Source organism: Collinsella tanakaei, from assembly GCF_016900375.1.
GTDB lineage: Bacteria > Actinomycetota > Coriobacteriia > Coriobacteriales > Coriobacteriaceae > Collinsella.
In genome coordinates this window covers 80,772-92,776 of record NZ_JACJKB010000007.1, presented here as the reverse complement: position 1 = coordinate 92,776, position 12,005 = coordinate 80,772, and the positions used below count along the sequence as shown (strand labels likewise).

The window sequence follows — 12,005 nt, the reverse complement described above, 5'->3', positions numbered from 1 at the left end:
GCCTGGCCTCTCTGGGGACGTAGCCGGAAGGCGCCACCGGGGTTTGCTAACCCCGGTGGCGCCTTCCGGCTACGTCCCCAGAGAGGCCAGGCCGCCGCGGATGCCCCAGGGCGTCTCCGTCCCGAAAGCGGGTGCGGGGAATTGCTAGCGGCCGTCGTCCTGCAGCAGAGCGCCGCGCTTGCGGGTGGCTGATGAGCGCGGCGGCAGCTTGTCGGGGTCGGGCACAGCGGTCGGCACCGGCTCGTCCACATGCCCGTGCCACCAGCCGCCGATGAAGTTGTCGGTGTGGAAGATGTTCACCACCACGTTGGGGTCGATTGTGCGCATGAGGCGGATGACGTCCTCGGCCTCGTAAGTCGACACCACGGCGTGCAGCAGGTACATCTTCTCGCGGCTGTAGCCGCCGATGATCTCGGCGCAGCTGATGCCATGCTGGAAGCTCTCCACATAGGCCGTCATGATCTCGTCGGCATAGCGCGTCGTCACCTGCAGCGTCACGCGTTCGTACCGGTGGTAGAAGCTGTCGATGGCCTTGGTCGACAGGAACTGGAAGACGATGGCGTAGGCGGCGTTGTCCCAGCCGAACATGGCTCCGAAGATCACGAGCACCACGCAGTTGCTCGCGAAGATGAATCCCCAGATGGTCTTGCCCGTGCGATTGGACACGAGCAGCGCGATGAAGTCGGTGCCGCCGGTCGACGCGCCCGCCTTGAGCGCGAGCGCGATGGAGATGCCCGAGAGGATGCCGCCGAAGATCACCAGCATGATCTTGTCGTCGAGCAGCGGCTCGAAGTGAAAGGCCTGCAGGAACAGCGACGACAGCGCGACCTGCAGCATCGAGAACACGACGAAGCGGTGGCTGATGCTCTTCCAGCACAGGATCGCCACGGGGATGTTCAGCGCGAGCATGCCGAGTGAGGTGTCGATGCGCACGCCCGCAAGCGATGTGATGCGGTCGACGAGCACGGCGATGCCGGTGAAGCCGCTGGGCAGCAGGTCGGCAGGGTTGACGAACGCCTGGATGACGAACGCCTGCAGCAGTGCCGAGGCCGTGACGGCGACGGCGGTGATGATGCGGCGCACGATGGTGAGGCGCGCGAGCTCGAGTGCGCGGTCGGACAGGGTATCGGCAGCTGCCACGGATCCTCCTTCGGAATTCAAGCGATATTGCGCCGATTCTAGCATGCGCGCCGCGACGTACAACGAGCGCTGCGGCCTGCACGACCCCGCCATGAATGCGCAGGAATCGTGCGCTTGCGACGCGCCGGCGCCGCCCGCCGACCGGCCTTGCCCGGTTGGGGCTCGGTTGGACCCATGGCGTATAATCCTCGCGACATGAGCGGCATGCGCCACGCGGGCAGAAAGGCAGGGGAGCGATGGAGGGCACGGAGATGTTCGAGCGCACCATGGGCGGCGCGCACGAGGCGCTTGCGCGCTACTTTGGCTACGAGTCGTTCCGGGCCGGTCAGGACCGTCTGGTCCAGGCGATCCTCGAGGGCCGCGATGCGCTCGGCGTCATGCCCACCGGCGCGGGCAAATCCATCTGCTATCAGGTGCCCGCTCTCATGCTGCCGGGCATCACCTTCGTGGTGAGCCCGCTCGTCTCCCTCATGGGCGATCAGGTGCGCGCCCTCAAGGCCGTCGGCGCCCGCCCGAGCTATCTCAACTCGTCGCTCACACTCGGTCAGCAGAACACGGTGCTCAAGCGTGCCGGCGAGGGTTGGTACCAGATCATGTACGTGGCGCCCGAGCGTCTGCTCGAGCCGCGCTTTCTGGCGTTTGCCCAAGCCGCGGCGGCACCGGGCGGTATCGGCGTGCCGCTCGTGGCCGTCGACGAGGCGCACTGCATCTCGCAGTGGGGTCAGGATTTTCGCCCGTCCTACCTGGATATCGCAACCTTTATCGATGCCCTGCCCACGCGCCCCGTCGTTGCCGCCTTCACCGCCACGGCGACCGAGCGCGTGCGCACCGACATCGTGAACATCCTTGGGCTGCGCCGCCCTGAAACCGTTGTGACCGGGTTCGACCGAGCGAACCTGTTCTTCGGCGTGGAGGAGATGGGCGACAAGGCCAAGATCGCCTGGATCCGCGATTACGCCCTGACCCATGCTGACGAGAGCGGCATCGTGTACTGTTCCACGCGCAAGGCCGTCGACGAGCTGTACCTTAAGCTCGCGCATGCGCTCGAGCCGGTAGGCATCCATGTGGCACGCTACCACGCGGGCATGTCGCAGCCCGATCGTACCGAGAACCAGGTCGCCTTCATCAACGACACCGCGCCCGTGATCGTGGCCACGAACGCCTTCGGCATGGGCATCGACAAGCCGAACGTGCGCTACGTCATCCACAACAACGTGCCCGAGAGCATCGAGGCCTACTACCAGGAGGCGGGCCGCGCCGGCCGCGATGGCGACCCGGCGGGCTGCTATCTGCTGTGGAACGGCAACGACTTCCGCCTGCGGCGCTATCTGATCGACCGCGAGCACGAAGGCGAGGCTGCGGGCACCGAGGCCGCCGAGTTTGCGCGGCAGAACCGCTATCGCCTGCTTTCCGCCATGGAGGGTTATTGCCAGACGACCGGTTGCCTGCGCGGGTACATCCTGCGCTACTTCGGCGACGAGGGTGCGCTCGGCGTGGAACACGCGACGACGGGGGACGACGAGGCCGGTTGCGGCAACTGCTCCAACTGCACGACGCCCTACGAGACCGAGGACGTGACGGATATCGCGCGCGAGGCCGTGCTGTTCGTGCGCGACATCGGCGGCCGTTTCGGCCGGGCGCTTGTGGCCGAGGCGCTGCATGGAGCCAACAACGAGCGGATCCGGTCGTACCGGCTGAACGAGGCGCCGGGATACGGGTCGCTCGCCGCGGAGCCGACCGGGCGCATCAAGGACGTGATCGGCCAGCTTGTCGGCCGCGGGTACCTCGTGCAGTCGCAGGGGCAGTATCCGGTAATCGGTCTGGGTCCGTATGCGGCGGAGGTGCTGAGCGACAGCCCCGAGCACCCGTTCTCGTTCACGATGAAGCGGCGGGCGGCAAAGGCGAAGGCGGCGAGCCGCGCTCGGGTGAGGCGGGCGGTCGACCTGCTGCGCGACGAGGCGGAGCAGCCGCTGCCCCAGGCGGTCGCCGCGGATCTGGCGGCCGCACCGGCACCGGCACGGCAGCATGTGGGTGACGACGCGGATCTGTTCGAGCGGCTGCGCGAGCTGCGGCGCGACTTTGCGCTCGAGCGCCAGTGGGCACCCTATATGATCTGCTCCGACAAGGCCCTGCGCGGCATGTGCCGCCAGCGCCCCGCATCGCGCGAGGAGCTGCTCGAGGTGCCCGGCATCGGCGAGAAGAAGGCCGACGACTTCGGCGAGGCCTTCATCGCCGAGATCGCCCGCTTTGAGGAGGAGCACGCTGGGGGGCCCGATACGCCGGAGGCGTAGGTCCCGCAGGCTTTTCCCACGGGGTGCTAAATGTTGCCAGATGCCTAACCTTTGCGGGAAAACGCTCGACACTTGCCGAAAATCGTCTTGCTAAAACAGGTCTATACCTGTCTGGATTGCAATAATGGACACCTATCGCTCTTCCGACGACAGGGGGTCGCCATGTTCTGCAGGCACTGTGGCAAGAAGCTTCCCGATGATTCGCGTTTCTGCACGTTTTGCGGCAAGTCGGTCGCGGTATCGGACGAGACGCTCGGCGATGAACCCGAAGAGGCGCCGGCACCCGTCGACGATGCCGCTGGGGATGCCTCGGCGGAATCGCTGGATCCAGACGCGGAGAAGCCGGGCGACGCGGTCCAGGTGGATGAGTCCTCTGTCGCCGAGGGCGACGCGCAGGATGCCGCCGCAGCGGAAGGGGCACCTTCCTCCCTGTTTTCCGACAGTGCCCGCGAGGAGGTGGGGGATATCCCGGTGCCCGACGATTTAGCAGGTCCTGTTCCACCTGAAGACCCGGCACCTACAGATGGATCTACCAGCGAAAACGCTGATGCACAGGCGCCGGATGCCTTCACATACGAAAAAGGTGGAGGCGATCAGCCGGATGAGTCTGCCCGCGGCTTTTCGGGTTTCTCGATTCCCGATGGCAAGCGCCGCCCCCTCATCATCGGCGCCTGCATCGCGCTTGCTCTGGTTGTGGGCGGAGGCGTGTGGGCAAGCTCCGAGATGGCCCGCGCTGAGGAGGAACGCGCCGCAGCGGAGGCGCAGGAGGCCCGAGAGCGCGAACGCGCTGAAGCTGAAGCTGAGGAGACCGAACGGATGCGCGCAACGGGGCGAAACTTCGAGATAGATGTCGACGCGACGTTTTGGAATAAGAGCGGCTCGGGCCCGATTCCCGTCGAGATCGAGGGCGAGACGGCATCGGGCGACAGCGAGCGCTATGTGCGGTTTGTCGATCCCGACTGCATCGTTTCCGATATCCTGCCGGGATCCTACGAGCTGACGGTACTGGCATCGCCTATCGCCGCCGACGGCAAGATGTATCTATACGACGACGATGGCATCGACTTCTCGATCGATGAGGATGATGGCCCCGATAAGACCATCGACCTCACCGACGACGTGACGATCGAGCTTGTGCGCGCGTGGCGCGGCGAGGTGACCGAGGCCGATATCGACGATGCCTATGAGTACCTGCTCGATGCCGATGTGGATAATGCGGACGAGCTGCGCGATCTTGCTCGGGAGGAGTATCTGGAAACCGAGGACGACAAGAAGGACGAGGATGCCGACGTCGATGATGACGATTCGTCCTCCACGAGCGGCGCGATCACGCGTTCACCCAAGGCGATCGAACCCGATCCCTCCGACGTGAAGCTTCCGTCGGGGACGGAAGCACGCGTCTACGAGGGTCCATCGTTCAGCATCAAACTGCCGCTCGCTTGGGATATCCGCCTTGCCTCGGGTGGCGGCGACATCAAGGATCGCTACACCATCTCGAGCAGCAACGAGGACATCCTGATCATCGACGTCAAGCGGGGCGATGTCCAGGCGGGCTCCGACATCAGAGACGCGAACGGCACCGAGAAGCTCGGTATGACCAGCGACGGTGACGCGGTCGTCGCCATACGCGGCCAGGGCAATGTCGCCTATAACCTGATCGAGCTCATAGCCGAGGTGCTCGACACGATCGAGATCTACTAGATAGAACTGCGTGAGCGGCGGCTGCATGTCCTTTTGGCCACGCAGCCGCCGCTCACGGTACAATGGGTGCGCATCTGCTCGAGCGCAAGGAGACGATCAGCCATGCCCATCCGCATACCCGATGCCCTGCCCGCAACCGAGACCCTCGAGGGCGAGAACATCTTCGTGATGACCGAGTACCGGGCCATTCATCAGGACATCCGTCCGCTGCATGTGCTGATCTTGAACCTCATGCCCACCAAGATCGCCACCGAGACGCAGATTATGCGCAAGCTCTCCAACACCCCGCTGCAGATCGAGGTCGAGCTCATGCGCACGAAGAGCCACGAGGCAACCCATGTGGCGGCAAGCCATCTCGAGACCTTCTACCGCACGTTCGACGAGGTGCGCGAGCGCCATTACGACGGCCTCATCATCACCGGTGCGCCGGTGGAGCAAATGCCCTTCGAGGAGGTTGACTACTGGCCCGAGCTCTGCGACATCATGGAGTGGTCCACGACGCACGTGCACTCGACGCTGCATATCTGCTGGGGCGCGCAGGCGGGCCTGTACTATCACTACGGCATCAACAAGCGCGACCTGCCCGCCAAGGCATCGGGCGTGTTCGAGCACCGGCTCGTCAAGCCGTCGAGTCCGCTCGTGCGCGGACTGGACGACCGCTTCTTTGCCGTGCACTCGCGCAACACCGATGTCGCGCGCGAGGACGTGGAGGCCGTACCGGAGCTCGAGGTCATCGCCGTGTCGGACGAGGTGGGTCTGTATATCGTCAAGTCGACTGATAGCCGCCGGTTCTTCGTGTTCGGCCACCCTGAGTACGATGCCGATACGCTCAAGCTCGAGTACGAGCGCGACCTGAAACGCGGCATCGATCCCGAGATTCCGGTCAACTACTTCCCGAACGACGACCCTACGCGCGAGCCGCTCAACACATGGCGCGCCCAGGCGCAGCTGCTCTACACCAACTGGCTGAACTACTACGTCTACCAGACGACGCCCTACGACATTCGCCAGGCGGGCGACGCGCAGTAGCGATTTTTCGCTCTGTTCTTCGGGAATTCGGTGCCTTATCGAGTTCAAGGTGAAAGTTAGTTCAGATATGCGTTACCCAGTAAAAGGATTGGTTGAATAATCTGCTCTTAGCGGGCGCTCTCGAGACTAAATAGATATCGTTATAGTTTTATTAATTGCAGATTGTTGGCTAAGCAGCCAATACGGACATGTTTTTTGCCTGAAAAATCAACCTACTAGTTCTGTGCGCTTACGCATATCTGAACTAACTTTTCGAAAAAGGCTGCTTCGCTCTCCAAACAGGGGCGTGCGCGGCGTCAGCCGGCAATGATGCGTGGTAGCGGACGGTCGTGCGGCTCGGTGGGAACCCGTTCGACCTGCTGTTCGGCGAAAGCGACGCCGGCCACCAGGCAGTCTGGTCTCAGATCCGGCAGGTAGCGGTCATAGTTGCCGCCGCCATACCCCAGCCGACTGCGCTGTGGGTCGAAGGCGACGAGCGGCACGGTGACCATGTCGATCTCGCTCGGCAGAACAAGAGGAAAGCGATCGGCTTCACCCGACGCGGGCTCAAACGACGCGACGGGATGAACAATAAACGGCGCGGTGTTCTCGCGATAGTCATGGGCGCTCACTGCGCGCATGCACATGACCTGGTGCGTTTGCCCCTCTTGCATGCAGGGAAAGGCAACACGGCAACCGCGCTCATACGCACCTAGGATGAAGGCATCAAGGTCGACCTCCGAGCGCATGGCGGCGTACACGGCAACGGTGGACGTCGCGGCGCGGCTGGCGGTGAGAACGTCTAGCAGGGCGATAAGCTCGTGGCAGATGCGCTGCGAGCGTTCGCGGCGCTCGCAGCAAGGTATGGCATCCCTCGTCTGGAGGACATGTCGGCGAAGGGCCGTCTTGTTGCGGTTACCGCCCATGAGCGCCTCCCTTGACAGCGTCTCGCAGTGGGATATACGCCTCCACCAGGTCGTCCAGCCGCATCCGCGCGTTGGCTGCGCTCGTGGAGGGCAACGCCACCGCTTCGATGCCCCGCTCGCGCAGCAGCGCACCGTCAAAGCGGCGACACAGCTTGGCCGCCGTGCCGCCCGTGGTGAACACCCGCTCGATGGGCGCGGCATTCAGGATGCGCGTCAGGTCGTTTGGCACGGGGTCGGCGATGCTCGCGTCGGATGCGCCCTCGATGGAGCAGGACGCCAGTACGTCCCACAGGGCGATGCGGTGCTCCAACAGGAACGCGATGCGCGCCTCGTTTTCAACCAAAACGTGGTCGGCAAGCCCGAACAGGCGCTCCATCACGCGCCAGAAGCGGTTCTGCGGATGCCCGTAGAAAAAGCCGACCTCGCGGGAGGCCGGCGAGGGCATCGTGCCCAGCACGAGCACGCGCGACCGCGCGTCGAAGACCGGGTCGATGGTGTGCGTGACAACCTCGCTCATGGGGCGCCTTTCGAACAGGATGCCGATGGGGCCGGGCGACAAGATCAATCCCGGCCCCTGTTGCTAAGCCAGCAGGTCGATTGGGTTCAGGCCCGCATTGCTGCGCTCGATGACCTCGCGGCCTCCGAAGACGCACAGTGCCGATTCCTCGGCAACGCGACCGATGACCTCACCGAGCGACCGCAGCTTCTCGGGCGTGGTGGCAAGCATCTCGGCGCGCAGCTGCTCGCGCCAATGCACGGGGCGCTTGGAGAAGAACTCGGCGTTCTGCCTGCGCGTGAGGGCGTAGGGCTTCACGGGTGCATCGTGGCTGGCGACGCACGACACGATAAAGCCCTCGAACGACTGCGGGTCGGGATCGAACCCGTCGAGCCAGGCCCCCGCCTCGGCGATGCGCTCGATGGAGGGGTCGATCGCGGGATCGCGATAGGTGTAGAAGCTCAGGCGCCGGTTGTTGACGGCACGGAAACCGCAGCCGTAGGCGCCGCCCTTCACGCGGATCTCGTTCCACAGGAAGTCGTAGGAGAGCACGGTCGCGGCAACGCTCCACGTGCCGTCCATGGCAAGGCCGAGTGCGCGCGGGTCGACCGACTTCGCCACATAACAGATGTCGCTCGGGATGATAAACGCCTCGCGCTTGGGCTCGGGCATGGGCACGTAGAGCTCCTTGGCAGGAGCGGTGCGCGGGGCGAGCCCCATCGTGCCGGCGATCTGCCAGAAATGCTCGTAGTCTTCATCGCTGCCGGTAAAGCTCATGACGGTGCCCGACGAGGTGAAGATGCGCTCCTGCAGCTCGGTGAGCTTGCCGACCAGCTCGTCGACGCGTTCGTCGAAATTGTCGAGCAGCGTGCGCAGGAAGCGGTAGAAGTCCACGCCGGAGAGGTTCTCCGACACCATGCCGGCGGGCGACACGTAGCTCCACGAGCGCTGCAGGGCGGCCTGATGGCCTGCCGTGATGAAGCTCTGCTCCATGCCGATACGCATCTGCGTCAGCACGTCGCGGATGCGCTCCGTGTCGTTGAAGACCGTTTTGCCCCAGACCTCCGCCGGGATGCTCGCAAGCGCGTCGAGCTTCTCGGAGAGGGCGCCCGCCGCCACGGTGAGGACGGGGCGCGCGAGCTTCCAGTTCGGCTGCGCCATGACCTCGGGCGCAAACGCCAAGAAGCCCAGGTTCGAACCGATATAGCTGTCGAGCTCGGATGCGCTGCGCTCCGTGGTGCCCAGCTGCTTCATCAGCCGCGCAAGGATGGACACGTAGGGCAGCTCGGCGTAGCTCACGTGCGTAAGGTCGAAGTACGCCATGAGGTAGACGAGGCGATGGGTGGGGATGTCGTGTTTGAGGCAGGGCAGCGGCGTGCGCGTGTCGAGCGTGAGCGCGGGCTCCGGGCGCGCAGGGCCGATATCCGATACGTGGAGGCGCGGCAGAGTCGCCTTGGCCTCGGGCGAGTCCTCGGCCTCCTGCGCTGCACGCAGGGCATCGACCTCGGCGCGGACGGCGGCAAGGTCCGCGTCGGACATCTGCGCGCGCAGCGCAGCGAGCTCGGCGATCTCGGGGTCCTCGCCTGCCTCCTCGGCGCCGACCGGGATGAGCTCCACCAGGGCGCTATGGTCGCTTTCGAGCACGAGATCGCGCAGCAGGTCCTCGTAGTAGGTGCCGTCCAGCTCGCGGCGCAGCTCGGCGTAGACGGGCTCGTACTGAAGCGCCGCGGTCGCGGCATCGTCGTCGTACAGCCAGCAGCCCAGCAGGTCGCAGGCGATGGCAACGCCGTCAGCGATGCCGTAGTCGCGCTGGCGCAGCGCGTATTCCTCGCTCGAGATGACGGCCTCCAGTCGATCGCGCGGAATGCCTTCCTCCACGAGGCGGCGGCATTCGTCCTCGATCACCTGGCGCAGCGCACGCGCCGATTCGGGTTTGGCGCCCTGCAGGATGATGAGCTCATAGGGCTGCAGGCAAGCGGCCTCGGTGTAGCTCAGCACGTTGCCGCCGAGACCGGCGGCGAGGATCGCCTTCTTGACCGGCGCCTCGTTGGAGCCCAGCAGCGCGTCGAACAGCACATCCGCCGCGAGCACGCGCTTGCGGTCGAGTGCTCCTCCCAGCACATAGGCCATGCCGACCTGCGCGTTTTCGGGAGTGGTGCCCATCGTCACGCTCGTGTAGTCGCAGGTTACAGGCGCCTGCAGGGCAAGCTCGTTCGGCTCGCCCGGATGCTCCACGAGGGTGCCGGCGGCGCGCTTGGCGGCGTCGGCCTCCGCGCGTGCCCGGTCGGACAGATAGCGCTCGTCCAAAAAGCCGAGCACACGGTCGCAGTCGAGATCGCCGTACAGCACGATGTAGCTGTTCGCCAGGCTGTAGTGGCGCGCGTGCGTGTCGAGGAAGTTCTCGTAGGTGAGCGTCGGGATGGCGCGCGGGTTGCCGCCCGACTCGAAGGCATAAGCCGTGTCGGGGAACAGGGCGCGCATGACGGCGTTGTTCAGCACGTCGCTCGGGTCGGAGAGGGCGCCTTTCATCTCGTTGAACACGACGCCGTTGTAGCGCAGCTCGTCGGTCTCGTCATCGACCTCCAGGTGCCAGCCCTCCTGCTCGAAGATGGCCTTCTTGCTGTAGATGGCGGGGTTGAGCACCGCGTCCATGTACACGTCCATCAGGTTCAGGAGGTCCTGCTCGTTGGTCGTGGCCACGGGGTAGACCGTCTTGTCGGGATAGGTCATGGCGTTCAGGAACGTCTGCATGGAGCTCTTGATGAGGTCGACGAACGGCTCCTTGAGCGGGAAGCGAGCCGACCCGCAGAGCACCGAGTGCTCGAGGATGTGGAACACGCCCGTGTCGTCGACGGGCGGCGTCTTGAATCCGATGGCGAAGGCCTTGTTCTCGTCCTCGCAGGCCAGGTAGAGCAGGCGTGCGCCCGATGCGGCGTGGCGCATCACGTAGGCGTCGGCATCGAGCTCGGCCACCTCCTCGCGGCGCTCGAGGTCGAATCCGTGCAGGTGGGGGCTCGCATCCAGGATGGCGCGCGCACGCTCGCGCACGGGCGTGTTGTCTTGATGGGCGGTATCGGTCATGGGAGGACTCCTTGCGCTCGGCTCGCATACGGGGCTGATGCTTTCGGTAATACCCGTTATCTTACCCGCATGTCGCGTCCGGGCGCGCGGGATGCGCATGCGGAGGAGCCAAGGCGGCGACGCTCCCGCGTCATCGCTCCACTTGTGATGAGTTTATCGAGGCAAAGTGCCAAAGCGGCCGTGCCGCCGGCGTTTTCCAAGGGCGTGCTTCAGCTTGATGAAGTACGGCGCATATTTCGCTGCCGATATGCTGAAAATGCCTATTAACCAGCAAAAATGTTCGTTAAGGTAATCGGGTCGGAGCGCTGTGCGCCCGGCATCGGGTCACAGAGACGGACGGAGGGGAGAACATGGCAGACGAGCGCGTGATCGAAGGACGGGAATCGGTACCTTCAGGTGTCGACGCCACATCGCGCGCGGCGCGTCGTGCTTGGCGCGACAGGCTGAACGGCGAGGCTTCCCGCCGCATGATCATCGGTGTCGCCTGCGCTCTGCTCGGCGGCTCGTTCTGGGGCTTCTCGGGCACTGCGGCGAGCGCCCTGTTCGACGTCTACCACGTGGACACCATGTGGCTCATGAGCGTGCGCCAGCTGCTGGCGGGCGGTCTGTTCATGCTCATCATCCTGCTGTTCGACCGCAAGCGCTTCATCCAGCTGTGGACCACGCCCTCGCATCGGCGTACGCAGCTGATCTTCACCTTCTTCGGCCTTCTGGCCAACCAATTCTTCTACCTGAACGCAGTGCGCCTCACCAATGCCGGCACGGCGACGGTGCTGCAGTGCCTGCAGCTCGTGTTCATCATGGCATACACCTGCGTGAGCGCCCATCGCCGACCGCGCAAGCGCGAGATCGCCGGCCTTACGCTCGCCTTCGCCGGCACCGTGCTCATCTCCACGGGTGGCGACCTCACGCGCCTGTCCATTCCGCCGATGGGCCTTGTCATGGGTCTTCTGACTGCGCTGGGCGCCGCCCTCATCACGATTCTGCCCGTCAAGATCCTGCCGGTGTACGGCTCCACGATCGTGACCGGCTCGGCGATGTTCCTCTCGGGTATCGTGACCTTCATCTTCGTGCAGCCGTGGAACAATGCGCCGGCCCTCGACGCGGGCGGTATCGAGACGCTCGCCGTGTTCGTGCTCATCGGTTCGTTTGCCGCCTACCTGCTCTATATGCAGGGTGTTAAGAACATCGGCAGCATGCGCGCCGGCCTCATCGGCACGACGGAGCCCGTTGCCGCCACGGTGACGAGCGCCATCATGCTCGGCACGGCGTTTTCCGGCACGGATATCGTCGGTTTCATCCTGATCATCGCGATGATGTTCCTCACCGTATAGCCAGCCCGCCCGCACCGCCGGGTGCCCG

Annotated in this window: 8 protein-coding genes; 4 read left to right on the top strand and 4 right to left on the bottom strand. The window is 64.8% G+C overall.

What is annotated here, in order from left to right; translation table 11 throughout:
• Nucleotides 1–144: 144 nt before the first annotated feature.
• On the bottom strand, nucleotides 145–1,140 hold the full coding sequence (locus tag H6A16_RS06010) for a YitT family protein (RefSeq protein ID WP_342589721.1): 996 nt from the start codon (nucleotides 1,138–1,140) through the stop codon (nucleotides 145–147).
• 236 nt (nucleotides 1,141–1,376) lie between these two features.
• Here H6A16_RS06010 and H6A16_RS06005 point away from each other — a divergent pair, with 236 nt between their 5' ends.
• The 3 genes from H6A16_RS06005 to metA all read left to right on the top strand — a co-directional run bounded on the left by H6A16_RS06005 (nucleotide 1,377) and on the right by metA (nucleotide 6,161).
• Nucleotides 1,377–3,431 (top strand): RecQ family ATP-dependent DNA helicase, encoded by a 2,055-nt coding sequence (locus tag H6A16_RS06005; RefSeq protein WP_204617112.1) that lies wholly within the window; start codon nucleotides 1,377–1,379, stop codon nucleotides 3,429–3,431.
• Nucleotides 3,432–3,593: 162 nt separating this feature from the next.
• Nucleotides 3,594–5,132: a zinc ribbon domain-containing protein gene (locus tag H6A16_RS06000; protein ID WP_204617110.1), complete on the top strand. Its 1,539-nt coding sequence runs from the start codon at nucleotides 3,594–3,596 to the stop codon at nucleotides 5,130–5,132.
• A gap of 102 nt (nucleotides 5,133–5,234) precedes the next feature.
• Nucleotides 5,235–6,161, top strand: coding sequence for a homoserine O-acetyltransferase MetA (gene metA, locus H6A16_RS05995; protein ID WP_204617108.1), 927 nt, complete (start codon nucleotides 5,235–5,237; stop codon nucleotides 6,159–6,161).
• Nucleotides 6,162–6,457: 296 nt separating this feature from the next.
• Here the strand turns inward: metA and H6A16_RS05990 are convergent, their stop codons facing one another.
• The 3 genes from H6A16_RS05990 to H6A16_RS05980 all read right to left on the bottom strand — a co-directional run bounded on the left by H6A16_RS05990 (nucleotide 6,458) and on the right by H6A16_RS05980 (nucleotide 10,643).
• Nucleotides 6,458–7,066, bottom strand: a complete 609-nt coding sequence (locus tag H6A16_RS05990; RefSeq protein ID WP_204617106.1) for a 5-formyltetrahydrofolate cyclo-ligase — start codon at nucleotides 7,064–7,066, stop codon at nucleotides 6,458–6,460.
• The gene (locus H6A16_RS05985) at nucleotides 7,056–7,583 is read right to left on the bottom strand and encodes a DNA-deoxyinosine glycosylase (RefSeq protein WP_204617104.1); all 528 of its coding nucleotides are present in this window, start codon (nucleotides 7,581–7,583) and stop codon (nucleotides 7,056–7,058) included. Before H6A16_RS05985 ends, H6A16_RS05990 begins: the two co-directional genes overlap by 11 nt.
• Nucleotides 7,584–7,646: 63 nt before the next feature.
• Nucleotides 7,647–10,643 carry an insulinase family protein gene (locus tag H6A16_RS05980; protein ID WP_204617102.1) on the bottom strand — a complete coding sequence of 999 codons (2,997 nt, stop codon included), beginning with the start codon at nucleotides 10,641–10,643 and terminating at the stop codon, nucleotides 7,647–7,649.
• 350 nt (nucleotides 10,644–10,993) lie between these two features.
• On the opposite strand from H6A16_RS05980, the gene H6A16_RS05975 reads away from it, so the two are divergent.
• A complete protein-coding gene (locus H6A16_RS05975) occupies nucleotides 10,994–11,977 on the top strand; it encodes a DMT family transporter (RefSeq protein WP_204617100.1) in 984 nt (327 codons plus the stop codon).
• The last annotated feature ends 28 nt before the right edge of the window (nucleotides 11,978–12,005 follow it).